Raw genomic sequence first — 26,707 nt, forward strand, 5'->3', positions numbered from 1 at the left:
TTGCCCCCGGCTTCACTCGCACAGCACGGCATCTGGATCACCGAGCGGGCCGCGGATGTGGGCCCGGCCTACCACATGGCACTCAGCATCGACCTTAAGGGGGCTCCCGCCGTACACACCCTGGCGGCGGCCTGCGAGGACGTGATCACACGGCACCCCGTGCTCGGCACCGCCGTCGCCGAGCGCGACGGCGTGCCCGAGCCCGTCCCCGCGGCCACCCGCCCCACCGTCGCAATCGAGCACGTGCCGGAGAGCCGCCTCGCCGAACGTATGCGTGAGGAGACCCGGCGGGCCTTCGACCCGGCCCGCGGCCCCCTCGCGAGATTCCACCTGCTCCTGCCCGCCCCCGGGCGGTGCGTGCTGCTCTTCACCGGCCACCACCTGGTGTTCGACGGCATCTCCAAAGACATCCTCGTCCGCGACCTGGCCGCCTTCTACAACGCGCGCTCGCACGGCGGCGACCCCGGGCTCCCGCCACTTGAGACCGGCTACGCCGAGCACGCCGCCGCCGAGCACACCGCCGTCGGCGGCGCACTCCCCGACGCGCGGGCCTACTGGGCGCCCAGGTTTCGCGAGCCCGAGGCCGTGCTCCCAGGCCTGCGCCCCGGGCACGCCGAGGGCGGCGCCGAGATCGCCTCGGTCATCGTCGAGCAGGAGTTCAACGGGCTCGCCGCGACGGCCGCGGAGCTCGGCCTCACCCACTTCGAGGTCCTGCTCGCCGCCCTGCACACCCTGCTGTTCAGGTACGGCACAGCGGCGCCGGCGATCGCCATCGACCTCAGCACCAGGACCGCCGGCACCCGCGACCACATCGGGCTGTTCGTCAACGAACTCCCCGTCTTCACCAGCCCCGCCCCCGAGATGAGTTTCGCGGACTTCGCCCGCCTGGTCCGGCGCGACGTCAGGCAGATGTACGCCGTGCGCGCCGTGCCCCTGGCCCGCGCCGTACCCGGGCTGACGCCGCGCACCGCCCTCGCGCCCGTCTCCCTCAGCTACCGCAGGCACGACACCGACCCCGTCTTCGCCGGGGCCGCGGCGGTCGTCGACCGCACCCTGTGGTGCGGCGGCAGCCGCAACCCCCTCCACATCCAGGCGGTGGAGGGCCCTTCGGAGCTCGTGCTCAAGCTGCAATACGCCCCGGCGCTGCTCGGCGCGGACGACGTGGAGAGGATCGGCGGGCACCTGCGGACCCTGCTGGCCGCCGTCGTCAAGGACCCGCGCACCCGCCTGGCCGACCTGGAGGTGCTCGGCGCGGAGGAACGCCACAACGTCGTCGCCGATTGGAGCGTGACACGCGCCCCCCACCTCACCGCGGAACCGGTGGTGGCCATGATCGCGCGGCAGGTCCAGGCCAACCCGGGCAGGCCCGCCGTGATCGACGGGGAGCGCCGCGTCAGCTACGCCGAGCTGGACGCGCTCGCCAACGGCGTCGCGGCACGGCTGGGCGACGCGCGCGACACCCTCTGCGCGGTGCACGAGGGCAACTCCATCGAGATGGTGGCCGCCTGGCTCGGAGTGCTCAAAGCGGGCGGCGCCTACCTGCCGCTCGACCCCGCCCATCCGCCGGCCCGGCTGCAGATGATTCTGGAGGACGCCGCCCCCTCCGTGGTGCTGTCGGTAGGAGACCTTCCCTTCAGCACCGATGCCACGGTGCTGCGACTCGGCGACGTGCGGCCGACGACGGCGGCCCCGCCCACCCCGCCCCGCAGCGGCGACCTCGCCTACACCATCTACACCTCCGGCTCGACCGGCCGCCCCAAGGGCGTGCAGGTGGAGCACCGGTCCCTGGCCAACCTGCTGCTCGCGATGGCCGACCGGCTCGGATCCTCGGCCGGCGACGTGTGGCTGGGGCTGACCTCACCGTCGTTCGACATCAGCGCCCTGGAGGTCTTCCTCCCGCTGGCCACCGGCGGGCGCCTGGTCGTCGTGCCGCCGGGCACGGCCAGGGACGGCAGTGCCGTACGCAGCCTGATCGCGGATGAGGGAGTCACCCATGTGCAGGCGACACCTTCCGGGTGGGAGCTGCTGCTTGAGTGCGGCTTCGCCGACGAGACGATCAGCGCGCTCAGCGGGGGCGAGGCCCTGCCGGCGGGGCTCGCCCGCGATCTGCGGGCCCGCGTCCGGCGGCTGGTCAACGTCTACGGCCCGACGGAGACCACGATCTGGTCCACCGCCGACGAGGTGCCCCCCGAGCCGGAGCACGTCGGGATCGGCGGGCCCATCGCGAACACCACCGTCCGGGTGCTCGGCCCCGGTCTCGACCTGCTGCCGATCGGCGTGCCCGGCGAGCTCTTCATCGGCGGCGACGGCGTCGCACGCGGATATCTCCGCCGCCCGGGACTCACGGCGCAGCGCTTTGTGCCCGACCCGTACGGCCCCGCCGGGGCGCGGCTCTATCGCACCGGTGACCGGGTCCGCTGGCGGGGCGACGGCACTCTTGAGTTCCTCGGCCGCGCCGACAACCAGATCAAGATCCGCGGACACCGGGTGGAGCTCGGCGAGATCGAGTCGCGGCTCCTTGAGCACTCCGGCGTGCGCCAGGCCGCGGTCGTCCACCGCGACGGGCGCCTCATCGCCTACGTGGTGCCGCGCGGCGCGATCCCACCGGTGGACGACCTCAAACGGCACCTGGCCGGCACGCTGCCCACGGCCATGGTGCCTTCGGCGTACGTCGTCCTTTCCGGGTTTCCGCTGAACCCGAACGGCAAGCTCGACCGGGCCGCACTCCCCGGCCCCGCGCCCGCCGCGGCCGAGCCGGCCCCCGCGGAGCACTCCGGCGTGGCGGGGCAGATCATCGAGATCTGCGGCGAGGCGCTCGGAGCCGAGGCGATCGGGCCCGACGACGACCTGTTCGAACTCGGCGCGCACTCGCTCACCGTGACCCGCATCATCGCCGCGATCCGCCGCGCGACCGGCGTCGAGGTCTCGCTGGACACGGTGTTCGACTATCCGACTCCGGCGGGCATCACCGCCGTCGTGCTCCAGGAGGCCGGACGCTTATGACAGACGACGGTCGCACGGGACGGGGAACGTTCCCGCCGGTCACGAAGCGGATCCCGGTTGCCTACACCGGGGCCGGCGCCCGGTCGGGGCCCGTCACCATGTCGCAGCGGAACGTGCTCCGCGCCATGCGGCACCAGACCACAGACGGCCACAACTTCACCCTCTGGCAGATCGTGGACCTGCCCGCCGGCACCGGCCTCGACGACGTCACACGGGCGGTCGCCGGCCTGCTCACCGCCTATGAGTCGCTCAGGACGGGGTTCACCCTCGGCGACGACCCCGTCCAGCATGTCGCCGGGTCGGGAACGATCCCGCTTTCCGTCCACGAGGCCGGCGACGCCGCGGACGAGGAGGCGGCCGACCTCGCCGCCCGCTACACCAGCGCCAGGTTCGACCCGGCAGAGCCGGCCCCCCTCCGGGTCGGCGTCGTCACCCGGGAGGATGTGCCCGTCAAGGTGGTCTTCGTGTTCTCCCACCTGGCGGTCGACGCCGCGAGCGTCTGGATTCTGCTGCGGCGGTTCGAGCACCTCCTGACCCCGGGCACCCGCGCCGTCCCGCCCGCACGCCAGCCGATCGACCAGGCCGAGGTGGAGCGTTCCGACCTCGGGAGGCGCCGCGCCGACGCGGCGCTGCGGCACTGGCGTGAGCGGCTGACCCGCGGGCCGCAGAGCATGTTCGCGGTCCCGCTCCACCCGGCAGGGCGCGCCGTCTACCGCTCCGCCCGGCTGCGGTCCCGCCTCGCCGCCGCGGGCGCCGCCGCCGTCGCCGCGCGCACCCGCACCAGCCCGTCTGCCGTCGTGCTGGCCACCGTGGCGGCGCTGATCGGGCTCCGCGCCGACCGGCGGACCTGCCTCATCACCTCCGTGGCGGGCAACCGTTCGGCCCCCGAACTCCGCGACTACGTCGGTCCGCTCGCCCAGGACGCGCTGCTCCTGCTGGACCTTTCGGCGCCCACCTTCGACACGCTGGTGCGCAAGACCTGGTCTAGCGCGATCGGCGCCTACCGGCACAGCCAGTTCGACGCGATTCGGCTGTGGGAGACGGTCGAGACGGTCGACCGTACGCGTGGCACGAACTTCGCCCGCGACTGCGTCTTCAACGACCAGAGCGACTACTCGGCCGCCGGCCGTCCGGCCAAAGCGGCACGGGCGCGGCAGGAGGGGGAGACGGAGTTCACCTGGCTTCCCGCCGGATTCGTGCCCGCCCGTTTTGTCTTCTATGTGAACCGCCTCGATGACACGGCCGAGTTCGTCCTGTGGGCCGACACCCGCCGCCTCCCCGCCCCCGGCATCGAGGCATTCCTGCGCGGCGCCGAGTCGGTGCTGGCCGCGGCGGCCGGCACCGACGTCGACCTCGGACGGCTGGAGGAGATCACCGGAGTGACGCCGGTCGAACGGGGAGACCGCTGGCGGTTCGCCGACGCCTGCTGGGTCGACCTCGACGACGTGCGCGCCCTCCTGCACGAGGCACTCGACCTCGAAGCCGGAGAGGTGTTCGCCGAGGGGGAGCGGCTTGTCGCCTACCTCGTCCCCAAAGGCGACCCGCCCACCCCCGCCGAGATCCACGCCGCCTGCCGTGCCCTGCTGCCCGACCGGGAGTCGGCGATGACCCCCCACCACTACGTCGTCTGCGCGCATGCCCCGCCCGACCCCCACGACCCCGCGCGGTGGGCCCGGGCCGCCGTCCTGGCCGAGGGCAGCGGAAGGGAACTCACCGTGCGGGAGGCGCCATGACACGGCCGGTCGTCATCGTCGGGGCGGGCCTCGCGGGCTCGCTCATGGCCCTGCTCCTCGCCCGGCACGGGCACGAGGTCGAGGTCTACGAACGCCGCCCCGACCCCCGCCTCGAACCCGGCGACGCCGGCGGCCGCTCCTTCAACCTCGGCATGTCCGCCAGAGGACTGCGCGCCCTCGAACACGTCGGCCTCGCCCACGCCCTCTCCGGCCGCACCGTGCCCATGCGCGGCCGCATGATCCACCGGCCCGGCCGCCCACCGCTGTTCCAGCCCTACGGCGTCAACGAGCGCGAGATCCTCCACTCGGTACGGCGGAGCGACCTCAACCGCCTCCTCATCGAGCAGGCCGCGGCCTACCCCGGCGTGCGCTTCACCTTCGGCGCGCGGTGCGTGGCCGTGGACAGGGACAACGCCGTGCTCACCGTCGCCGACCCCGACGGCGCAAGGTATGAGGTCAAAGCCGGTTACGTCATCGGCGCCGACGGCGCGTTCTCCAAGGTGCGCCAGGAGATGCAGCGCGGCCGGGCGGCGGACTATCGCCAGGAGTTCCTCCCCTGGGGGTACAAGGAGCTGACCATACCCCCCGCGCCCGGCGGCGGCCCCCGCACCGAGATCGAGGCGCTGCACGTGTGGCCCGCCGAGGGCGCGCTCATCGTGGCTCACCCTAACCACGACAACTCGCTGACCTGCACCCTCTTCCTGCCCCACGGCGACTTCGAGGGCCTCGCCACCCCAGAATCCGTCGTCGCCTTCTTCGGCACCCGCTTCCCGGACATCCCGGAGCTCATCCCCGACCTCGTCACCGAGTTCGCTGCCCACCCCGTCGGCCACCTCGTGACGATCCGCACCGCACCCTGGCACCACGGCGACACCGTCGTGCTCCTCGGCGACGCCTGCCACGCCGTCTATCCGTTCTACGGCCAGGGAATGAACTCGGCCTTCGAGGACTGCCTGGTGCTCGACGAGTGCCTGCGCCGCCACCCCGGCGACATGGCCGCCGCCTTCCAGCACTTCGAACGCCTCCGCCGGCCGCACACCGACGTGCTCGCCGACCTGTCCGCCCAGAACTTCCTCGAGTTGCGCGACCGTGTGCGCTCACCGCTCCACCTCGCCCGAAGACGGGTGGACCTGCTGCTCAACCGGTTCTTCCCGCGTAGCTGGGTGCCGTTATATACCATGATCTCCCACACCACCACGCCCTATGCAGAGGCACTGCGCCGCGCGCAACAACAGGACGACCTGCTGCGCCGCCTCGGCTGGGGGCTGGCTGCCGGAGCCGCCTTCGCAGCCGGTGCCGCCTTTCATCGCATTCCCCGTGGCAAGGAAGCGCTGACCAGTGATAACTCATGAGACCGATGTGGCCCTCCGCCTGCTGGAAGTGTCCGACATCGAGCCACCCCACGAGCCGGCCCCCCGCGTGCTCCTCCGCTGGGCACGCGAATATCTCTGCCGGCCCCACCCCGACCTCGGCCGCCGCGGGCCGGTTTGCCCTTACGCGCAGACCTCCATCGACAAGGAGCAGTTCTACATCTCCGTCCGCGAGGACGTGCCGGCCAGTGCCGAGGCGCTGGCCGCCTCTTTAGAGCTGTATCGCGACTGGTTCGTGGAGCTCGCCCCCCGCGGGAGCCCGCGCTCGCTCTTCACCGCGATCCTCATCGCCTTCCCGTCCCTGGAGAAGGACGACTACCACCTCATCGACGACGCGCAACGCCTCCTCAAACCCGCCTACGTGCAGCACGGGCTCATGATCGGCGAGTTTCACGACGGCCCGCCGGACAAAGGCGGATTGTGGAACCCCGAAATGCGCCCCCTGCGCTGCCCGGTGCCCCTGCTGGCGATTCGCCACATGGTGTCCACCGACCTGCCGTTCCTGCGCGACGACCCCGACTCCGTCGCCGCCTACCTGCGGCTCTTCGCCGACTCCGTCCCCTCGCACCTGCGCGGCATGCTGGCGGTGCAGCGGTGATTCCCCTGACCCCGGCACAGCACCGGCTGTGGTTCCTGGAGCAGGCAGGCACCGGCGGAGCCACCTACCTCACCTGGCACGCCTACCGCCTCACCGGCCCCCTTTCCGCCGCGGCCCTGGAACACGGCCTGCGGACGGTCGTCGCCCGGCACGACGCCCTGCGGACCGCGGTGGTGGACACAGAGGGCGAGCCCGCGTCGATCGTGCACGACCCCGGTGCGATCGACGTGCCGCTGGAGATCCACGAGGCCGCCGATCTCGACCGGGCGCGGGAACTCGCGGGCCGGATCGTGTCCGCCCCGTTCGACCTGGCGCGGGCTCCGCTCTTCCGCTCCGCGCTCATCCGCCTCGCCCCCCGTGACCACGTGCTCGTGCTCTGCGCCCACCACATCGTGTGCGACGGCCCCTCGATGGCCACGGTCGCCGGGGACCTGCTCGCCTGCTACGCGGCCCGCAGGCGGGAGCGCGAGCCGGACCTGCCCGATCCGGGCGAGCCGTTCGCCGCCTACGCCGCCGCCGGCCCGGCCTCCGCACGCGAGGACGACGACCGGGCCTACTGGAAGGAGCACCTCACCGGCGCCCCCGAACTGGTGGGGCTGCCCGCCGACCGCCCCCGCACGCCCGCCGCGGAGCGGCGCGGAGCCGAGCTCAAGGTACGGCTCACGCCCGAGCTGGCTCATGCCGTACGCACCGCCGCGCGGCGGGAACGCTGCACCCTGTTCATGGTGCTGCTGACCGCGGTGAAGATCCTCCTCGCCAGGGAGAGCGGACAGCAGGACGTCGTGGTGGGATCGCCCGTGGCCGCCCGCACCGAGGGGTTCGAGAGCACGGTGGGGATGTTCGTCAACACCCTCGCCCTGCGCACCGACCTGACCGGGAACCCGGCGATCCGGGAGGCGCTCCGCCGCGTGCGCCGCACCACCCTGGGCGGCCTCGGCCACCACCTGTTCCCCTTCGACCGGGTCGTGGAGATGACGGCGCCACAGCGCGGCCTGGGCGTCAACCCGGTGTTCCAGGTGATGGTGGTCGTGGACTCCGAGGACCCCGGCCTGGGGCGCCGCACACCCGAGCTGACCGTGGAGCCCTTCGCCGCCGCTCCCCTTCCCGCGCGGTTCGACCTGACCGTGCTGGCCGTGGACGGGGCCGAGTTCAGCCTGCACCTCCACTACGACGCCGACCTGTTCGACGAGGTGAGCGCGGCCCGGTATGCCGACCACCTGGTCCGGATCCTCACCGCGATGGCGGAGGACGTCGAGACCCCGCTGTGGGACATCCCCCTGCTGAGCGACACCGAACGCCGTACGATCGTCGGCACCGGCGGCGACCGGCTCACGGACGGCCCGCCTGTCTGCGAACTGGTCGCTCTCAGGAGTGCCGAGAACCCGCTGGCGCCCGCGGTGATCAGCGAGTCCGGCACGCTGACCTACGGTGAACTCGACCGGCGCGCCAACCGCCTGGCCCACCGCCTGCGCGCGCTGGACCTGCCCCCGGAGACACCGGTCGCCGTCCTGTTCCCGACCTCGGCGGAGGCCGTGATCGCCCTGCTGGGGGTGCTGAAGGCGGGATGCGCCTACGTTCCGCTGGACCCGGCCCACCCGCCCGACCGGCTGGCGGCGATGCTGGGGCAGGCCACCCCGCCCGCCCTGGTCACCACCGAGGGGGCCGATCCCGGCGGCTATCCCGGCCGCGTCCTCGTGCTCGACAAGGAGGAGGACGCCCGCCCGCCGGACGCCGCCGTGGCGCCGGATCACCTCGCCTACGTCGTGTTCACCTCCGGCTCGACCGGTCGGCCCAAGGGCGTCATGGTGCCCCACGCCACGGTCGCCGCCCTCACCCGGTCGTTCCAGGCGGCGCACCGCTGCTTCGCGCCCGGGGAGCGGGTGCTCATGCTGCCGCCGCTGACCTTCGACGCCTCGGTCGGCGACCTCTTCCCCGCGCTGACCGGCGGTGCGGCCCTCGTGCTGCACCCCGACCCGGCGTCGCTGAACGGCGCGGAGCTGGTGTCCTTCTGCACACGCCACGGTGTCACCGCCGTCGACGCCCCGGTCGCCCTGTGGCGGCACTGGACCGCGGGGCTGCACACCGTTCCCGAGGACTGGCCGGTGCGTGAGTTGATGGTCGGCGGGGAGAGTGTGCCGCTGGCGGTCGTGCGGGACTGGGCCCGGATCACCGGCGGGCGGATCCCCCTCTACAACCACTACGGACCGACCGAGGCGACCGTCTGCGCCACCGTGCACCGGACGGTCGACGGCGCAGAAGCGGGAAACGCCACCCAGCTCCCGATCGGCCTGCCGCTTCCACATGTGCGGGCATATGTGGTCGACCTGGACGGCGGACTCGCGCCGATCGGCGTGCCCGGTGAGCTTTACCTGGGGGGTGGCTGCGTCGCACGCGGCTATCTGGGCGACGCCGTACAGACCGCCGCGTCCTTCGTCCCCGACCCCTTCAGCGGCGAGCCGGGCGCCCGCATGTATCGCACCGGGGACCGCGCACGCTACCTGTCCGACGGCACGCTGGCGTTCCTCGGGCGTAGTGACCGGCAGGTCAAAATCAGAGGGCACCGCATCGAGCTCGGCGAGATCGAGGCCGCCGTCATGCGGCATCCGGCGGTGCGCGAGGCCGTGGCCGTGGCCCACGGCGACCGGCTGGCGTGCTATCTCGTCGGGCCCGGCGGTGAGCCCGGTGACCTGCGCGTTTTCCTGCGGCGGCGGCTGCCGGAACACATGATCCCCGCAGTTTTCGCCCCCCTCGACCGGGTGCCGCTCACCGCCCACGGCAAGGTCGACGAGCGTGCCCTCCCACCGGTCGGCACCACCCGTTCCTTCACCGCACCCGTGGGCGCGGTCGAAACGACACTCGCCGAGATCTGGGCCGAGACCCTCGGTGTGGAAGGCGTCGGGCGCCACGACAACTTCTTCGCTCTGGGCGGCCACTCGCTCGTCGCGGCGCCCCTCCTCGCCCGCGTCGCCCGCACTTTCGGTGTGTCGCTGCCGGTGCGCCACCTGTTCGAGACGCCCGACCTGGCGGGGCTCGCCGCCTCGATCAGCTCCGGGCGGCCCGCCGCCACGACGGTGGACCTGCACGCTGAAGCGGCCCTTCCTTCCACGTTCTCCCCGTCCGTCCATAGATCCTGGAAGATCACCGACGCGACCGTGCTGCTGACCGGGGCCACCGGTTTCCTCGGCGCCCACCTTCTCGCCGGTCTCCTGAACCGCGGCGCAAAAAAGGTCGTCTGCTTGATCCGCGCTCAGGATCCGGAAACCGGGAGGGAGCGGCTCCGTGCCGCCCTGGCCCGCTACGGGCTCCCGCACGACGACCTCGTCGGCAGAGTCACCGCTCTTCCCGGCGATCTGTCGGTCCCCGGGCTCGGCTTGTCTTCCGCCGACCTCGACGCCCTGCGTCCCGACGTCATCTGCCACAACGGCGGGACCGTCAACTTCCTCCACCCCTACGACCGGCTGCGTCCCGCCAACGTGGGCGGCACCCGCGAAATCCTCACGCTGGCCGCCCGCCGCCCGTCGATCCCCGTGCACCTCGTCTCCAGCCTCGGCGTCTTCCTCGGCACCGCCTACCAGGGCCGCCCGGTCGCCGAGAGCGACGCCCCCGACGATCCCCGGGGACTCGACGGGGGTTACGACCAGAGCAAATGGGTCGCCGACCGGCTTGTACGGCTGGCGCGTGAACACGGCCTGGCCGTGTCGGTTCACCGCCCCGCCCGCATCGCGGGCGACAGCCGTACAGGACGCGGCAACCCCGGTGACTACTTCACCCGCCTCCTCACCACCTTCCGCCAGATCGGCATGGTGCCCGACCTGCCCTTCCACGAGGACCTCTCGCCGGTCGACCACGTCGCCGCGGCCATCGCCCACCTCGTCTCCGACCCCGAGTCAACCGGGCGCGACTACCACTACTTCAACGACGCCATGGTGTCCTACGAGCAGATCGCCGCCGCCATGTCGGCGCGCGGTATGGACGTCGACCTGGTGCCCTGGCCGGCGTGGCGGGGCACCGTACTCAAACGCCTGGGGGAGGTAGCCATCGCGCCGTTCGCGGCGAACCTGCCAGAAGAGACGCCGCAGTGGCCCCGGCCGCACTTCGACTGCCGGCGAACCGCCGGCACCCTCGCGGCGGCCGGCATCGCCCCGCCGCCGTCCGCACACATCCTCCTCGACCGCTACCTGGAGCAGCTGACATGAGGCCCTCACCTGACGTGCTCAAGTTCGGGGGCATCTGGCTCGCGGAACTCGTCTCCGGAGTCGGGTCCAGCATCACCGGCTTCGTGCTCGGTGTCTGGGTTTATCAGCTGACCGGCTCGGAGACCCAGCTCGCGCTGGCGATGTTCTGCGCCTTTCTGCCGGGCATGGTGGTGGCGCCGTTCGCGGGTGCGATCGCCGACCGGTTCGACCGGCGCACCATCCTGATCGTCAGCGACACCGCCGCCGCCGTGGTCACCGCCGTGCTCGGCCTGCTGATCTACACCGGCGGGCTGGAGGTGTGGCACATCTACCTGGGCTCCGCCGTGGGGTCGGCTGCCGGGTCGTTCCAGCTCACGGCCTACCAGGCCATGACTCCGCTGCTCATCCCCAAACGCCATCTGGCCAGGGCGAACGGGCTTATGCAGACGGCCTGGGGGGCGCAGATCGCCGCGCCGCTCGCCGCGGGGGCGCTCCTCGACGGCGTCGGCCTAGTCGGGGTGCTCGCCCTCGACCTTGCCTCCTTCGCCGTGGCCCTCATCGCGCTCCTGCTGATCAAGCTTCCGGCCGAGGTCACCCGTCCCGGCAGGAAGAGCGATCGGTCGTCGTTCGGCAGCGATCTGACCTTCGGGTTCCGCTATCTGCGCGGCCGTAACGGGCTGCTCATGCTGGTCGTCGTCTTCGCCGGGTTCAACTTCCTGTTCGCCATGGCGGGTGGGCTTGTGCGGCCGCTCATCCTGTCCTTCACCAGTGCCACCGCTCTTGGCGTGCTGATGTTCTTCGGCGGGGGCGGTCTGTTCGTCGGCAGTCTGGTCATGGGGGCCTGGGGTGGTCCGCGGCGGAAGATGACCGGTGTCTACCTGTTTATGCTTTTCGGCGGCGCCGCCTTGATTTTGCACGCGCCCTGGCCCTCGGCTTTTGTGCTCGCGGTGGCGGCTCCCGCTTTTCTTTTCACGCTGCCCATTGTCAGTGGGTGTGTGATGACCATCCTGCAGACCAAGACCGCGCCGACGGCGCAGGGGCGTGTGCTCTCCGCGGCCAGGCTTGTGGGGCAGTCCGCCATGCCTTTGGCGTACTTGACGGGGGGGCCGCTTGCGGAACATGTGGTCAACCCGCTTTTGCAGCCGGGGGGAGTGCTGGCCGGGACCGTCGGTGCGGTCGTCGGGGTGGGGCCTGGGCGGGGCACGGCGCTCATCTTTCTGGTGGACGGTGCGCTGCTGATCGGCCTTGGGGCGGTCGTGTATCTGCTGCCGCGGCTGCGCAATCTGGAAACCGACCTGCCCGATGCTCTTCCCGACAGCCTTGCTTCCGACAGCCTTGCTCCTGACGGCTCTGCTTCTGGCGGCTCTGCTCCGGACAGCCCTGCTCCGGACGTCCGCGAAGGCGAACGCCTTACTGCCCTTCCGGAGCCGGCCGCCGATGCCCGCGTCGTGGTCGCCCCTCCCGAGTCGGCCGCCGACACCCGCGTGGCGGTCGCCCCTCCCGACTCCGCCGCCGGCACTCGCGTGTCGGCCGACCTTCCCGGCTCGGCCGCCGATATTTCCGACTCCGCCTCCGATGAGACGAGGAAACGCCATGCCGATCAACCTGCCAGCTGACGAGGCCCGCCGCTACCTCACGACGGGGGAGGCCCCCGCCCCACATGTGGACTTGGTGGGCATGATGGCCTTCCGCATCGCCGTCGCGGGAGTGCGGCTCGGCGTCTTCGACGCGCTGGCCGACGGCCCTCGCACCGCGAAAGACCTCGCCACCGTGCTGTCCACCGATCCGCACGCGTTGGAGCTGCTGCTGGACGCTCTATGCAGCGTCGGCTATCTCCGGCACGACGGAAGGACCTATGCCAACGGGGTGGCAGCCGAGCCGCTGCGGGCCGGCTATCGCGACATCATGCTCTTCTGGCACATCCTGGTCGGCCGGCTCTGGGAAGACCTTGAGGAGTCCATCCGCACCGGCCGCCCCACCGTTGACTTCTACACCTGGATGGCCGATCGCCCCGAGACTCTGGCCAAGTTTCAGGACCTCCAGCGTGTCGTGGTCGACTGGCTCGCCCGTGACATCGTCGAAGCCGTGCCCCTGCCCGCGGGGGCCACCAGGCTGCTCGACCTGGGCGGCGGCCACGGATCCTTCAGCGTCGCCTATTGCCAGAAATATGGGGATTTGTCGGCCACTGTGGTCGACCGCCCCGAGGTGCTCGTCATCGCGGGGGAGACCGCGACCGCCGCGGGCCTGTCCGACCGTGTCACGCTGCACGGAGCGGACCTGCGCGGTGAGGTGGAGTTCCGCGACCAGGACGCCGTCCTGCTCTTCCGCATGATCCACACCTTCCCCGCCGACCAGGCCCGGGCCTTGATCCGCGGCGCCGCCGACGCCCTGCGCCCCGGCGGGAAACTCATCGTGCTGGAACGCTATCCCGACCCCGACGCCGGCGTGGTCGAGAACGCGTTCTCCCACTGCTTCGCCCTCAACCTCCACCACACCCAAGGAGGCCGGCTCCACTCACCCGCCGAACTGGCCGCCTGGATCGGCGAAGCCGGATGCACCCCGCCCCAACGCGTCGTCCTGAAGGACTCACCCAGCCACGTCCTCCTCGTCGCGAGCAAGTGATTCCTACCCGACCAAGTCTTTCAGGAGGAGAGAAATGACGGACGACGACTCCCGCAGGCACGTCGTTGTGATCAACGACGAGGAGCAATATTCCATTTGGCCCGAGGGCAGAGAGATCCCACCCGGCTGGCATCCGTGCGGCGACTACGCCAGCGAGAGGGAATGCCTGGACTTCATCGAACAGGCATGGACCGACATGCGCCCCCGGAGCCTTCGAGAGGAAACACGTTGACGACCACGACCACCTCCGGCCTCCGCATGAGACTGGCCGAACTCGCCTCGGCCGCCTCGGAGCAGGAGGTCGGCGTGGACGAGATCCTCGCCGCACCGGACTCCCTGTCCGCCCTCGGCGTCACCTCCCTGGCCCTGCTCCGTCTCCTCGACGCCGTCGAATCGGAGTTCCAGGTGTATGTGGACCTTGAGGAGAACCCCTCGTTGATGGACAACATCGACGACCTCGCCGCCTACATCACGGAGTCGAGCCCCGAGCCCGTGTAGGCCGGAGGAGTGAGGTCCTTGCCGGTGAGCGCGGCAAGGACCTCACCGGGAGCCGTGCCGAACCGGGGAGCGCCGTGTATGACGGCGGCGGACTCCGACCGTGCCGAGCGGGGGGCCACCCTGCACGACAGACGGCAGGCTCCGGCCGCCACAAACCGAACCGGCCGAAGCGCGTGTCTCTGCCCTGCTCCGCATGGGATCCGATTCCTCCCCCGCCTGAAAGGGGGTTTCCTCGGAGGTTTCTGATGAAGGAGAACCGAGGACTATCCGGGCTCGGCCCCCGGATAGGCCAGGACTGCCATGACGCGGCGGTTGTGGTCGTCGCTGGGCGGGAGGCCCAGCTTGGCGAAGATGTCGTTGGCTTTTGCCGATCGCCCTGTCTGTGACGTGGAGGCGGGTGGCGATCGCGGCCTTCCCCGCAGGCGGGTGAACGACGTGCCGGAGAAGGTCGGGCTGACCGAGGCGACCGGCGGTGAAGCAGGAAGCCCAGCCGGTGACGGTTGTCCTCTCCCGGCTTTAGCCGGGAGAGGACGTCAAGGAGCTGACCGAGGAGAGCCTCGAGTTCGCCGCGCGGAGGCCCGGCTGATCGTCTGTGCCACGAGCCCCTTCCCAGTGCGGCGGGAAGGGGCTCGTCGGCGTCACCTCAGCTCATCGCCTGAGGCGAGGCGGGGAGCGGGTGCGTCAACTTGATGGTGATGAACTCGTTGTTGTCGGGCCTGCCAGGGGTGCGGCCCGACGAGAACGGGAAGTTGTTGTCGTTGGCGATGATCAAGGTGTGTCTGTCGAGGATGGCCACGCTCTCGATCGTCTCGAAGGGGAAGCGGAAGGTCTGCCCGAAGCCGCCGAGCTTGTCGGGGTTGGCGATGTTGAGCAGGTCGGCCACCAGGGTCTTGTCCATGAGGCCGTCGCGGTCGTGGTCCCGGCTGTCGACCAGGTAGACCTTCTTGACCTGGGCCGCCTCGCCCTGCTTGCCGTCGCGTTCGATGATCAGGAAGCGGTGCCGGTCGACGCTGATCGCGTCACCGATGGCGTGGGTGGCCGCGTCGAGCGGGTAGGTCCAGCGTTTGCCGGTATAGCCCTTCTTGCGGACGTCGAACTCATACATGCGCAGCGTCCCCGCCGGGTCGCCCGTGATCGTGCCCTCAAGCAGCGGGTAAAGCCGCTTGCCGTCCAAGGATCGGGCCATGCCCTCGAATCCCTTGCTGCGGCCCAGGTTGGGGGTGCCGCCGTTCAGGAAGGGGTTCTCCGGCGCCTGCACCCCGGGCAGCGGGACGGGCGCCTTGAGCAGTTTGCCGGACGAGGAGAAGTGCAGCAGGAACGGTCCGAACTCGTCACCGATCCAGTAGGTGCCGTCGGGGGCGCGCACGATCGATTCGACGTCGAGGTCGGCGCCGGTCAGCTTGCGGTCCTCCCGGGTGAGCGGGAACGTGATGTGCTTGTCGGGGTCGCTCAGGTTGAAGCCGCCGACCACCTCGACCCGCCCGCTGCCCAGGTCGGGCTTGACCCGCTGCACCCGCAGCAGGAAGTCCGCACTGTTGTCCTTCCTCCCGAAACCGTTGTCGGACAACATCTCGTAGACGCCGCCGTCCCGCCGGACGACGCCGCTGAACCCCTGTACGGGCTGACCGGCGAAGGGCGGAGTGAGACCGTTGATGGGGTTCGTGCCGAGCCCACCGCCGGAGGCCTCGCTGCCGGGCACAAAGGTCTCGGCCGGCAGCGACGCGAACCCCGTAAGGGTGGCCTGGCCGAACTCGGCGGGCCCGGGATCGGCAAGAGCGGGCGCGGCCAAGCCGACGACCAGCGCGCCGACACCGAGGGCAAACAGTGCACGTTTCATGTTCGGCAAGCTTGGCTTTCCCTCATTAATCCCGTCATAACGCCAGACGTCCTCACGATGGGGAAGGAACGAAGACTTGCTGCTGGAGCAGGTACGGCACAGCCTCCATAAGCGAGGCAAAGCAGAAGTCAGCCTGGCCAAGTCAGGAAGGGGAGATGCGGCCTCGATCCGCACCTGGCTCCGCGACCCGGTCACGTGCTCCGAGACTGCTTCCGAGCAGCCTCGTGTCGGCATCACCGAGGCCGGAAGACGGGACCGGTTCCACGTGCGAGGTGGATCAAAGCCGCCGATACATGATGTGCAGTCCGACGTAGCCGTGAACCGGATGATGGAAACCCTCCGGGAGGGTGGTCATCACTTCGAAGCCGAGTGACCTCCACAGCGCCACTGCCTGGGTGTTCGTCTCCACAACGGCGTTGAACTGCATCGCTCGAAAGTTGTCCTTGCGTGCCTGCTCCAGGACATGCTCGCCGAGCGCTCTGCCGACTCCCCGGCCGGAGTGGCTCGGAGCGACCATGAAGCTCGCCCCGGAGATATGTGCGGCACCGCCCCTGTGGTTGCGGACGCTGTTAGCTGTGCCCAGGATGGTTCCATCCGCCTCCACGGCGACGAAGGTGCGGCCCGGCGACTTCGGGAACCACATCTGCCTGGCCTGGGATTCGGTGGTGTCCCGATCCCACGTGAACGTCTCCCCGGCTCGCACGATGCCCTCCATGAACGCCCACATCCTGGGCCAGTCGTGCGGCGTCGCCTCTCTGATCAGCATGGCCGCCAGCATGGGTCAACCAGATAGGGGCCGCAACTGAGTTTCGAACCGTGATGTGGCCCGGCCGAGCCTGAACCATCTGATGCCTCGTGAATCGACCACGTGATCCGCGGGACAGGCACTTGTATGTGCGCCGGGCCGTTCGCCATTACTTGATCACGCTGTCGGCAGCCCGGCGATATGCCTTCTCTTCCTGGACAACACGCCCATCCCAATCGACCGGGCGGCTGTGGGCAGACCCCCCACCACTTATGTACGGCATGCGCAGCCGTTCTCATCCAATACCTTCGAGGAGATCCCTGCCTTCAGGAGGGGGAGGAACCGGACCCCTGCGGAGCAGGACAGGGTCCTCTCGGGCGGGTGACTGGCTGTGAAGCAGGAACTCCCAGGGGTGACTGTGGGAATCCCCTCGTTTACGAGGGGGAGGATGTCAACGGGCAAGCACGTGGTAGCCCAGCCCCGAGCTCGTAGCCCGTGGACGGGCACGATGTACTCGCGTCAGACAGGACATGTGGTGTGGACGGTGGGCTCGTCGGCAAGCCTGAAGTCCACAGTCGGAAGGGCTCATCGGCAAGCCCGGCTTCCAGAGTCTCGACGGCTTGTCGGTGAGCTGGTTTGTGGGCTGGACCGCCGGGAGGGAAGTTCGCCGGCGGTCCAGGCCCTAGGTGGTTATTCGTCGCCTTCGAGGTCGCCTTCGGTTTTGAGGTAGATCTCTTGCAGGGCGGTGAGGATTTCGGGGTCCGGGTGTTCCCACATGCCGCGGTTGGCTGCCTCCAGGAGGCGTTCGGCTATGGAGTGGAGGGCCCAGGGGTTGGACTCGGTGAGGAACGCCTGGTTTTCGGGGTCCAGGACGTAGGTGGCGGTGAGTTTGTCGTACATCCAGTCGGCGACGACGTCGGTGGTGGCGTCGTAGCCGAACAGGTAGTCGACGGTGGCGGCAAGTTCGAAGGCGCCCTTGTAGCCGTGGCGGCGCATGGCGGTGAGCCAGCGGGGGTTGACGACGCGAGCCCGGAAGATGCGGGCGGTCTCCTCGGAGAGGCTGCGGGTGCGGACGGCGTCGGGGCGGGTGCTGTCGCCGATGTAGGCGGCGGGGTTGCGGCCGGTGAGGGCGCGGACGGTGGCGATCATGCCGCCGTGGTACTGGAAGTAGTCGTCGGAGTCGGCGATGTCGTGTTCGCGGGTGTCGATGTTCTTCGCAGCGACGTTGATGCGGCGGTAGGCGGCTTCCATGTCGCCGCGCGCGGGCCGGCCGTCGAGGTCTCTGCCGTATGCGAAACCGCCCCAGACCGCGTAGACCTCGGCGAGGTCGGTGTCGTCGCGCCAGTTTCGGCTGTCGATCAGGGGAAGCAGGCCCGCGCCGTATGCCCCGGGGCGGGAGCCGAAAACGCGCATGGTGGCGCGGCGCCGGTCGCCGTGGAGTGCGTGGTCGGCGGTCACGTGGGCACGGATGTAGTTGTCGGTGTCGGATTCGTCGAGGTCGGCGACGAGCCGCACGGCGTCGTCGAGCATGGCGACGACGTGGGGGAAGGCGTCGCGGAAGAAGCCGCTGATGCGGATGGTGACGTCGACGCGGGGGCGGTCGAGCTCGATGAGGGGGATGACCTCGAGGCCGGTGACGCGGCGGGAGGCCTCGTCCCACACGGGGCGCACGCCGAGCAGGGCGAGCACCTCGGCGACGTCGTCGCCGGCGGTGCGCATGGCGCTCGTGCCCCACACGGACAGGCCGACCGAGCGGGGCCATTCACCGGTGTCGGCGCGGTAGCGGGCGAGCAGGGAGTCGGCCATGGCCTGGCCGGTCTCCCAGGCGAGCCTGCTCGGCACGGCCTTGGGGTCGACGGAGTAGAAGTTGCGGCCGGTCGGCAGCACGTTGATGAGGCCGCGCAGGGGCGATCCGCTGGGCCCGGCGGGGACATAGCCGCCGTCGAGAGCGTGCAGGATCGCGCCGATCTCGTCGGTGGTGCGGTCGAGCCGCGGCACGATCTCGTCGGCGGCGAAGGTGAGGATCCGCGTCACGAGCTCGAGGTCGGGGGCCGAAGCCGTTCTTCCTGTCGAAGCCGGTCTTCCTCCCGGCAACTGTGGGGCCGCCTCGCCGGCAGCAGTCCCTCCCGCCGGCACCTGTGCGGTTGCCTTGTCGGTGGCCGTGCTTCCTGCCGGCACCCGTGCGGCTGCCCCGTCGGGAGTCGTCCCCTCTGGCGGCACTCGTGAGGCCGCCCCATCGACAGATGTCTCCCCTGCCGGTAATTGTGCGGCCATCTCGTTGGCGGCTGTTCTTCCCGTCAGCACCTGTGCGGTCACCTCGGCGGCTGCCGACGGGGGCCAGCCGCGTTCCTCCATGCCGGAGACCAGCGCCCTCGCCAGGGTTTCCGCCTCGTCGACGGAGACCCGGCCGAGGGTGCCGTCCTCGGCCAGGCCGAGGGCTTCGCGCAGGCCGGGGAGGGCCTGGCGGCCCGCCCACAGCTGGCGGGCGCGCAGCATGGCGAGCACCAGGTCGACGCGGCCTTCGCCGTGGGGTGCGTCGCCGAGGATGTGCAGGCCGTCGCGGATCTGCACGTCCTTGACCTCGCACAGCCACCCGTCGATGTGCAGCAGGAAGTCGTCGAACTCGGCGTCGTGGGGGCGGTCCTCGACGCCGAGGTCGTGGTCGAGTTTGGCGGCCTGGATGAGGGTCCAGATCTGGGCGCGGATGGCAGGCAGTTTGGCGGGGTCCATCGCGGCGATGGTGGAGTGCTCGTCGAGGAGCTGCTCCAGCCGCGCCATGTCGCCATAGGTGTCGGCCCGCGCCATCGGCGGCACCAGGTGGTCGACGAGGGTGGCGTGGGCGCGGCGTTTGGCCTGGGTGCCCTCGCCCGGGTCGTTGACGAGGAAGGGGTAGATGAGCGGCAGGTCGCCGAGTGCGGCGTCGGGGCCGCAGGCGGCCGACATCCCGGCGGATTTACCGGGCAGCCACTCCAGGTTGCCGTGTTTGCCCACGTGCACGACCGCATGGGCGCCGAAGCCGTCGGACAACCAACGGTAAGCGGCGAGATAGTGGTGGCTCGGCGGCAGGTCGGGGTCGTGGTAGATCGCGATGGGGTTCTCACCGAAGCCGCGGGGCGGCTGCACCATGACGACGGTGTTGCCGGCGCGCAGCGCGGCCAGCACGATCTCGCCGTCGGGGTCGGCAGAACGATCCACGAACAGCTCGCCGGGCGGCGGCCCCCAGTGCTCCTCGACGCCGGCGCGCAACTCCTCTGGCAGCGTGGCGAACCACGTCGCGTAACGTCTGGCGGGAATGCGCACGGGGTTGCCCGAGAGCTGCTCCTCCGTCAGCCAGTCCTGGTCCTGGCCACCGGCGGCGATCAGGGCGTGGATGAGCGCGTCGCCGTTTTGCGTGTCGACTCCGGGCAACTCGCCGTCGCCGCCGATGTCGTAGCCCTGTTTCTTGAGCGCCGCGAGCAGGCGCATCACGCTGGCGGGCGTGTCGAGGCCGACGGCGTTGCCGATGCGAGAATGCTTGGTGGGATAGGCCGACAACATCAGCACGATGCGCCGCTCGTGCACCGGGATGTGGCGGAGCACCCCGTGGCGTACGGCGATGCCCGCGACTCTGGCTGCGCGCTCCGGGTCGGCGCGGTAGACGGTGAGGCCGTCCTCGTCGATCTCCTTGAAGGAGAAGGGCACGGTGATGATGCGCCCGTCGAACTCGGGGATGGCGACCTGCGTGGCGGCATCGAGCGGCGACAGGCCGTCGTCGTTCTCCTCCCAGGAGGCGCGGCTCGCGGTGAGGCAGAGGCCCTGCAGGATCGGGATGTCCAGTTCTGCGAGCGCCCCCACATCCCAGGACTCGTCGTCGCCGCCCGCCGAGGCGGTGGCGGGCCGGGTGCCTCCGGCCGCGAGCACGGTCACGACCAGGGCGTCCAGGGTTCGCAGGGTGTCGAGCAGGCCCGGCTCGGCCGTGCGGAGCGACGCGCAATAAACGGGCACGGCACGACCGCCGGCGTCCTCCACCGCGGAGCAGAGGGTCTCGACGAACGCGGTGTTGCCGGAGACGTGGTGGGCGCGGTAGTAGAGCACGCCGATGGCCGGCCCGTCACCGGGGCGCGCCTCGCGCTCCAGCAGGCCCCACGACGGTGTCGGCGCGGGAGGGGCGAAGCCGTGGCCGGTCAGGAGCACGGTGTCGGACAGGAAGTGGTGCAGCTCGGTGAGGTTGGCCGGGCCGCCGTGGGCGAGGTAGGCGTGAGCCTCGGCGCAGACGCCGCCGGGCACGGTGGACAACTCCATCAGCTCGGCGTCGGGCGCCTGCTCCCCGCCGAGCACCACCACGGGCCGGGGGCCGGCCAGCAGCAGGTCAAGCCCCTCTTCCCAGGCCCTGCGCCCGCCGAGGAGGCGCACCACCACCAAGTGCACCCCGTCGAGGAGAGCGGGGACGTCGTCGGCTGAGAGCCGTGCGGGGTTGCCCAACCTGTAGTCGGCTTCGCTCGCACGGGCGCTCAATAGGTCGGTGTCGGAGGTCGACAGCAGGAGAATCATGCCGCGCCTCCCGCCAAGTGCATCGGGTCCGTCAAACGGCATGGGCATGCCAGACTGCGCACAGAGCGTCCTCCCTCGGGGTCCTCGCCCCGGGTCGTGGTCACTTGCGATGGTCGGAGTCTCCTGGCTCCCGGATCAATGCTCGCTCCAGCCTTCCCACCCTTGCGGGCAGTGGCGCGTCGCAGGAGCTTGCTCCCCGGTCACAGTGGCGGGACCACGCCGGATTCGCACCGGCTTCCTCGTAACCATCACCTGAGGGGAGCCTACGACAGACCGAACCTTCGCTGGAAACCGGTGTATAACCTCCATACGTGTGGATTCACCGCTTTCGTTGGGCACCCCGGGTTTTCAGCAGGCAATCCCGAAGAACATCCATGTTCGGGAGTTTGTCGGGACGGATGAGCTGATAGACAGGACGCCCATGCCTCACGGCGACTTCACCGGACGTTCACGAGCCGATGCCTGTCCGGGAGCACTCCAGATCCATCAGGCCGCCGACGGCGGCTTAGCTCGCGTGCGTGTCCCCGGCGGGCACATCACCCCTGAGCAACTCCGGCTCCTGGCGGACGTCGGCACCGTGGAACTCACCTCGCGCGCCAACCTCCAAGTGCGCGGCCTCGCCCCGGGCGCGGAACACGACCTCGCCGCCCGGCTCACCGAGGCCGGCCTGCTGCCGTCGCGAACACATGAGCGAGTGCGGAACATCGTCGCCTCCCCCCTCAGCGGGCTCGACGACCGAGGCCGGCTCGACGCCGGGAGGGTGGCGGCCGACCTGGACCGGGAGTTGTGCGCGACACCACGCCTCGCCGCCCTCCCCGGACGCTTCCTCTTCGCGATCGACGACGGCCGGAGCGACATGTTGTCCCTGGAAGCCGACGTCACGGCAGTGCCTGCGGAGGCCCTTCTCGCACCCGTGGGCATCACGGCAAACGCTGAGGGGGAGGGGCGCGCCGATGTCGAGCCCGAGGAGGGGCCCGGCGGTTCCGGGGTGGTGGCCGGCATCGCCGTGCCGGTGGAGGGTGAGTCGGTCGCGGCCAGCCGGACGTGCAGCTGCACCCTGGCCGGAGTGAACGCCGTCGCACCCGCGGCGGAGAAGAGGCGCGCCGATGTCGAGCCCGACAAGGGGTCCGGCGGTTCCGGGGTGGTGGCCGGCATCGCCGTGCCGGTGGAGGTGGGTGAGTCGGTCAGGGTCGGCCGGAGCTGCGCCGGCGCCGGGGCCGGGGCCGCGGCGAACGCGGCCGCCCCCGTGGCGGGCGAGGGGCGCGGCGGTGCCGAGGCGGAGGAGGTGCCCGGCGCCGGGGTGGTGGCTGGCATCGCCGTGCCGGTGGAGGTGGGTGAGTCGGTCGCGGCCGAGTGGAGATGCGGTTGCGCCGGGGCTGGGGTGAACGCCGCCGCACGTGTGGCTGGCGAGGGGCTTGCCGGTGTCGAGGTGGAGGAGGGGCCCGGCGGTTCCGGGGCGAACGCCGCCGCATTTGTGGTGCGGGAGGGGGAGGTGGCGCTGCTGCTGGCCGGGGTGGACACCGGTCTTCGAACTGTTGTTCCTCATGTGGCCATGATGGACGCGGCCTCCGCCTTCCTCGATGTGCTTGGAGAAGGTGGCACCGGCGCTTGGCGCATCGCTGAACTTGCCGACGGACCGGCGCGCGTCACGGCCCGGCTGCTCGCGATAAGTGAGCACGTCACGCAGGACTTTGGGCGACGAAACGCCCCGGCCATCGCTCCCGGTGGGCGGCGGCGCGCCACAGCGATGGCACGCCCCCCGATCGGGCCTGTGCCTCAGCGGGACGGGGGCGTCACCCTGGCTCTTGCCGTACCTCTCGGGCGGTTGACTCCCGCGCACCTGCGCCTGCTCGCCGATGCCGCAGAGGTGACGGGGCGGGCCGTACGGCTGACGCCGTGGCGGGGGGTCGTCGTGCCGGGGCTGGCCGCGGCGGAGGTGGGGGAGTGGGCGGAGCGGTTCGCGGGTGTGGGGCTGGTGGCTGATCCGGGTTCGCCGTGGCTGGGGGTCACGGCTTGTGCGGGACAACCGGGGTGTGCGAAGTCGCTGGCCGATGTGCAGGCCGACGCGGCCACCGCGGTCGCCGAGGCCGGGAGGACGGAACAGGACGAGGCGGCGACGACCGGACGGGATCTGGGTGCGGGTGGCATAACGGTCCCGAGTACGCTTCCCGTGCATTGGGCGGGCTGTGAGCGGCGCTGCGGGCGGCCGAGAGGGCACGTTGTGGACGTGGTCGCGACCGGCCCCGGTTATCGCATCGAATCCGGTGAAACCAGGCTGACCTGCGATGACATCCATCAGACTGCGGCAGCGACGGCGGCCCTCCGTCTGGGGGAACGCGCAAACGCGGACACTCCCCGCCAGGCTGAGCACACCAACGCGGAACACGCAGACACGACGACGACAGGGGAACGTTGACCGACTACGTCAAGGACGGTGCGGAGATCTACCGCCGGTCCTTCGCCACGATCCGCGCCGAGGCCGATCTTTCCGGCATGCCGGAGGACGTGGCCCGTGTCGCGGTGCGCATGATTCACGCCTGCGGCATGGTGGACCTCGTTAAGGATCTGGCCTGGTCCCCGGGTGTCGTCGCCGCGGCGGACGCCGCGCTGCGCGCGGGGGCGCCGATCCTGTGTGACGCGATGATGGTGGCCTCCGGGGTGACCCGCAAACGCCTGCCGGCCGGCAACGACGTCGTGTGCGCGCTCGGCGATCCCCGGGTGGCGGATCTCGCGCTGCGTATGGGCAATACCCGCAGCGCCGCCGCCCTCGACCTGTGGCTCGACCGGCTCGGCGGCGCGGTGGTGGCGATCGGCAACGCGCCGACGGCGTTGTTCCGGCTGCTTGAGCTGATCGAGCAGGGCGCGCCGAGGCCGGCGGCGGTGCTCGGCCTCCCGGTGGGGTTCATCGGCGCGGCGGAGTCGAAGCAGGCCCTGGCCGATCATCCGTCGGGTGTGGAATACCTGGTCGTCCACGGGCGCAGGGGCGGCAGCGCGATGGCCGCCGCCGCCGTCAACGCGATGGCGAGCGAGCGGGAATGACCGGCGGGTCGGGAAGAAGAGGCCGGGCCCGGTGGCGAGCGGGAATGACCGGCGGGACAGAAGCCGCGATCGGCGGGACAGAAGCCGTGACCGGCGGGACAGGAACCGTGACCGGCGGGACAGAAGCCGCGACCGGCGGCGAGCGGACAAGACCCGGCGACAGGGCCGGGAGGCGGGCCCCTCATACGGAAGTCAAGATCGGCAGCGAGCCGGCATGACCGGCGAACACTCGAAAGGCGGGACGGTGCAGGACAACACGGGCGCGGCGACGGGCAGGCTCTACGGGGTCGGGCTGGGGCCGGGCGATCCGGAGCTCGTCACCGTCAAGGCCGCCCGCCTCATCGGCGAGGCCGACGTGATCGCCTACCACAGCGCCCGCCACGGCAGGAGCATCGCCAGGTCGGTGGCCGAGCCGTACTTCCGCGGCGACCAGATCGAAGAGGCCCTCATCTACCCCGTCACCACGGAGACGACCGACCACCCGGGCGGCTACCAGGGCGCGATCGACGAGTTCTACGCCGCGAGCGCCGAACGTCTGGCCGCGCATCTCGACGCCGGCCGGACGGTGGTGGTGCTGAGCGAGGGCGATCCGCTCTTCTACGGGTCGTACATGCACATGCACAAGCGCCTCGCCGGCCGCTATGCGACGGAGGTGGTGCCGGGGGTGACGTCGGTCAGCGGCGCCGCCGCAGTCGTCGGACGTCCCCTGGTCGAGCGGGACGAGACGCTCACCGTGCTGCCCGGCACGCTGCCCGCCGAGGTGCTGGCGGAAAAGCTCGCCGCCACCGACTCGGCCGCCGTGCTCAAGCTGGGCCGCACCTTCGAACGCGTCAAGCAGGCGTTCACCGAGGCCGGACGGCTCGACGAGGCGTGGTACGTCGAGCGCGCCACGACCGGCGGCCAGCGTGTCGCGCCGCTGAAGGAGGTCGATCCGGCCACGGTCCCGTACTTCTCCCTCGCCCTGCTCCCAAGCCCGGTCAACGCCGCCCAGCCGGTGCTCATGTCGGCTCCGGTGCGCCGGAGCGGCGCGGGTGAGGTGGTCGTCGTCGGCCTGGGACCGGCGGGCAGCCCGTGGCTGACGCCGGAGGCCCAGCACGAGCTGGCCGCCGCCGACGAACTCGTGGGCTACGGCCCCTACCTCGCCAGGGTCCCGCACAACCCGCGCCAGCTCCGCCACGCGACCGACAACCGGGTCGAGGCCGAACGCGCCGCGCACGCCCTCGAACTCGCCCAGGCCGGTTCCCGCGTCGCGGTCGTCTCGTCGGGCGACCCGGGCGTGTTCGCCATGGCGAGCGCGGTGCTCGAAGTGGCGTGCGAGCCTCGCTTCGCGGGTGTGCCCGTGCGGATCGTGCCGGGTCTCACCGCGGCGCACGCGGTGGCGTCGCGGGTGGGTGCGCCCCTCGGCCACGACTACTGCGTGTTGTCCCTGTCGGACCTGCTCAAACCGTGGGAGGTCGTCGCCGGCCGCATCCGCGCAGCCGCCGCGGCGGACCTGGTCATCGCGATCTACAACCCGGCCTCGCGCAGCCGCACCTGGCAGGTGGCCGCGACACGCGACCTGCTGCTGGAGCACCGCGACCCGGACACCCCCGTGGTCGTCGGCCGCGCGGTCGGCTCACCGGACGAGAGCGTCACCGTCACCACGCTCGACGGCCTCGACCCGGCGGCGGTGGACATGCGCTGCCTGCTGCTCGTCGGCTCCTCCACGACCCGCGTCGCCGAACGGGAGAGCGGCCGCGTCGTCTTCACGCCGCGCCGCTATCCGGCCTGACCGGTCAGGGCCTCGATCCATGCCCGCGCCTCGGCCACGCTCTCCACGCGGGGCACGCCGTCGTGCGCGGGCGGCCGCCGTACGATCACCACCGGCACCCCCAGCTCCCGCGCCGCGTGGAGTTTGGCGGTCGTCATCTCGCCGCCGCTGTCCTTGGTGACGAGCACGTCGACGCGGTGCCGCCGCATCAGGCCGAGTTCGCCCTCGACGCTGAACGGCCCGCGGCTCAGCACGACCCGCACGTGGCCGGGCACCGGCCCCTCGGGCGGGTCCACTGAGCGCGCGAGGAACCACAGCGTGTCGAGCCCGGCGAAGACCGGCAGGCTGCGGCGTCCGGTCGTGAGGAAGACCCGCCGGCCGAGGTACGGCAGAGCCTCGGCGGCGGCCTCAAGCGACGGCATCCAGTGCCATCGGTCGCCCTCCGCCTCCTGCCATCCGGGCCGCAGCAGCACCAGCAGCGGGGTGCCGGTCCGGGTGGCGGCCGTGACCGCCGACTCGCTCATGCGTGCCGCGAAGGGATGGGTGGCGTCGACGACCGCGCCGACGCCGTTATCCCGTATCCACGTCTCAAGTCCGGAAGCGCCCCCGAAGCCGCCTTCGTGAACGTCGCCGACGGGCAGCTTGGGGTCGCGCACCCGCCCGGCGAGGGACGACACGACTCGCAGGCCCGGCCGCCCGTGGAGGGCGCGGGCGAGCCGCCGGGCCTCGTCGGTGCCGCCGAGTAGCAGCACGGTGAAGACATCACTCACACCGAGCAGCGTAAGGCCCGCCCGCCGGCATCTCCGT

The 26,707-nt window shown here is 71.1% G+C and carries 16 protein-coding genes and 1 riboswitch; of the genes, 12 read left to right on the forward strand and 4 right to left on the reverse strand.

Going from position 1 to position 26,707, the window contains the following annotated elements; translation table 11 throughout:
• The 9 genes from Ssi02_RS35215 to Ssi02_RS35255 are packed head-to-tail and all read left to right on the forward strand — an operon-like array spanning window position 1 to window position 13,999.
• A complete protein-coding gene (locus Ssi02_RS35215) occupies window positions 1-3,003 on the forward strand; it encodes a non-ribosomal peptide synthetase (protein ID WP_239130286.1) in 3,003 nt (1,000 codons plus the stop codon).
• Complete coding sequence (locus tag Ssi02_RS35220; protein ID WP_204032220.1) at window positions 3,000-4,736, forward strand: condensation domain-containing protein; 1,737 nt, start codon at window positions 3,000-3,002, stop codon at window positions 4,734-4,736. The genes Ssi02_RS35215 and Ssi02_RS35220 overlap by 4 nt, the downstream gene beginning before the upstream one ends.
• Entirely contained in the window at window positions 4,733-6,088 is a 1,356-nt protein-coding gene (locus Ssi02_RS35225; protein ID WP_204032222.1) for an FAD-dependent oxidoreductase, read from the forward strand. The genes Ssi02_RS35220 and Ssi02_RS35225 overlap by 4 nt, the downstream gene beginning before the upstream one ends.
• Window positions 6,075-6,704 carry a DUF6875 domain-containing protein gene (locus Ssi02_RS35230; RefSeq protein WP_204032224.1) on the forward strand — a complete coding sequence of 210 codons (630 nt, stop codon included), beginning with the start codon at window positions 6,075-6,077 and terminating at the stop codon, window positions 6,702-6,704. Before Ssi02_RS35225 ends, Ssi02_RS35230 begins: the two co-directional genes overlap by 14 nt.
• A complete protein-coding gene (locus Ssi02_RS35235; protein WP_204032227.1) occupies window positions 6,701-10,900 on the forward strand; it encodes a non-ribosomal peptide synthetase in 4,200 nt (1,399 codons plus the stop codon). The genes Ssi02_RS35230 and Ssi02_RS35235 overlap by 4 nt, the downstream gene beginning before the upstream one ends.
• On the forward strand, window positions 10,897-12,495 hold the full coding sequence (locus Ssi02_RS35240; protein ID WP_204032229.1) for an MFS transporter: 1,599 nt from the start codon (window positions 10,897-10,899) through the stop codon (window positions 12,493-12,495). Before Ssi02_RS35235 ends, Ssi02_RS35240 begins: the two co-directional genes overlap by 4 nt.
• Window positions 12,473-13,501: a methyltransferase gene (locus Ssi02_RS35245; protein ID WP_204032231.1), complete on the forward strand. Its 1,029-nt coding sequence runs from the start codon at window positions 12,473-12,475 to the stop codon at window positions 13,499-13,501. Before Ssi02_RS35240 ends, Ssi02_RS35245 begins: the two co-directional genes overlap by 23 nt.
• A gap of 34 nt (window positions 13,502-13,535) precedes the next feature.
• Entirely contained in the window at window positions 13,536-13,733 is a 198-nt protein-coding gene (locus Ssi02_RS35250) for an MbtH family protein (RefSeq protein WP_204032232.1), read from the forward strand.
• Entirely contained in the window at window positions 13,730-13,999 is a 270-nt protein-coding gene (locus tag Ssi02_RS35255; RefSeq protein WP_239130288.1) for a phosphopantetheine-binding protein, read from the forward strand. Before Ssi02_RS35250 ends, Ssi02_RS35255 begins: the two co-directional genes overlap by 4 nt.
• 643 nt (window positions 14,000-14,642) lie before the next feature.
• Here the strand turns inward: Ssi02_RS35255 and Ssi02_RS35260 are convergent.
• From Ssi02_RS35260 to cobN, 3 genes are all read right to left on the reverse strand, one after another.
• Window positions 14,643-15,836, reverse strand: a complete 1,194-nt coding sequence (locus Ssi02_RS35260) for an esterase-like activity of phytase family protein (protein WP_204032234.1) — start codon at window positions 15,834-15,836, stop codon at window positions 14,643-14,645.
• 277 nt (window positions 15,837-16,113) lie between these two features.
• Window positions 16,114-16,602: a GNAT family N-acetyltransferase gene (locus Ssi02_RS35265; protein WP_204032235.1), complete on the reverse strand. Its 489-nt coding sequence runs from the start codon at window positions 16,600-16,602 to the stop codon at window positions 16,114-16,116.
• Between the two features lie 669 nt (window positions 16,603-17,271).
• Window positions 17,272-21,111, reverse strand: coding sequence for a cobaltochelatase subunit CobN (cobN, locus tag Ssi02_RS35270; protein ID WP_204032236.1), 3,840 nt, complete (start codon window positions 21,109-21,111; stop codon window positions 17,272-17,274).
• Between the two features lie 94 nt (window positions 21,112-21,205).
• Window positions 21,206-21,409: riboswitch (cobalamin riboswitch) on the reverse strand.
• 123 nt (window positions 21,410-21,532) lie between these two features.
• Between cobN and Ssi02_RS35275 the strand changes: the two genes are divergently transcribed.
• From Ssi02_RS35275 to Ssi02_RS35285, 3 genes are all read left to right on the forward strand, one after another.
• Window positions 21,533-23,527 carry a ferredoxin-like domain-containing protein gene (locus Ssi02_RS35275; RefSeq protein WP_204032237.1) on the forward strand — a complete coding sequence of 665 codons (1,995 nt, stop codon included), beginning with the start codon at window positions 21,533-21,535 and terminating at the stop codon, window positions 23,525-23,527.
• Window positions 23,524-24,150, forward strand: a complete 627-nt coding sequence (locus tag Ssi02_RS35280; RefSeq protein WP_204032239.1) for a precorrin-8X methylmutase — start codon at window positions 23,524-23,526, stop codon at window positions 24,148-24,150. Before Ssi02_RS35275 ends, Ssi02_RS35280 begins: the two co-directional genes overlap by 4 nt.
• A gap of 214 nt (window positions 24,151-24,364) precedes the next feature.
• Window positions 24,365-25,921: a precorrin-2 C(20)-methyltransferase gene (locus tag Ssi02_RS35285; protein ID WP_204032241.1), complete on the forward strand. Its 1,557-nt coding sequence runs from the start codon at window positions 24,365-24,367 to the stop codon at window positions 25,919-25,921.
• Here the strand turns inward: Ssi02_RS35285 and Ssi02_RS35290 are convergent.
• Window positions 25,909-26,670, reverse strand: coding sequence for a cobalt-precorrin-6A reductase (locus tag Ssi02_RS35290; RefSeq protein WP_239130291.1), 762 nt, complete (start codon window positions 26,668-26,670; stop codon window positions 25,909-25,911). The two genes, Ssi02_RS35285 and Ssi02_RS35290, sit on opposite strands and share 13 nt — an antisense overlap.
• Between the last annotated feature and the right edge of the window lie 37 nt (window positions 26,671-26,707).

Source organism: Sinosporangium siamense, assembly GCF_016863435.1.
GTDB lineage: Bacteria > Actinomycetota > Actinomycetes > Streptosporangiales > Streptosporangiaceae > Sinosporangium > Sinosporangium siamense.

What these genes read in the sequence shown, in the direction of transcription:
- Ssi02_RS35265 (WP_204032235.1), bottom strand. Translation starts at nt 16,602, where the DNA reads ATGCTGATCAGAGAGGCGACGCCGCACGACTGGCCCAGGATGTGGGCG.
- cobN (WP_204032236.1), bottom strand. Translation starts at nt 21,111, where the DNA reads ATGATTCTCCTGCTGTCGACCTCCGACACCGACCTATTGAGCGCCCGT.
- Ssi02_RS35260 (WP_204032234.1), bottom strand. Translation starts at nt 15,836, where the DNA reads ATGAAACGTGCACTGTTTGCCCTCGGTGTCGGCGCGCTGGTCGTCGGC.
- Ssi02_RS35240 (WP_204032229.1), top strand. Translation starts at nt 10,897, where the DNA reads ATGAGGCCCTCACCTGACGTGCTCAAGTTCGGGGGCATCTGGCTCGCG.
- Ssi02_RS35225 (WP_204032222.1), top strand. Translation starts at nt 4,733, where the DNA reads ATGACACGGCCGGTCGTCATCGTCGGGGCGGGCCTCGCGGGCTCGCTC.
- Ssi02_RS35250 (WP_204032232.1), top strand. Translation starts at nt 13,536, where the DNA reads ATGACGGACGACGACTCCCGCAGGCACGTCGTTGTGATCAACGACGAG.
- Ssi02_RS35220 (WP_204032220.1), top strand. Translation starts at nt 3,000, where the DNA reads ATGACAGACGACGGTCGCACGGGACGGGGAACGTTCCCGCCGGTCACG.
- Ssi02_RS35285 (WP_204032241.1), top strand. Translation starts at nt 24,365, where the DNA reads ATGACCGGCGAACACTCGAAAGGCGGGACGGTGCAGGACAACACGGGC.
- Ssi02_RS35245 (WP_204032231.1), top strand. Translation starts at nt 12,473, where the DNA reads ATGCCGATCAACCTGCCAGCTGACGAGGCCCGCCGCTACCTCACGACG.
- Ssi02_RS35275 (WP_204032237.1), top strand. Translation starts at nt 21,533, where the DNA reads ATGCCTCACGGCGACTTCACCGGACGTTCACGAGCCGATGCCTGTCCG.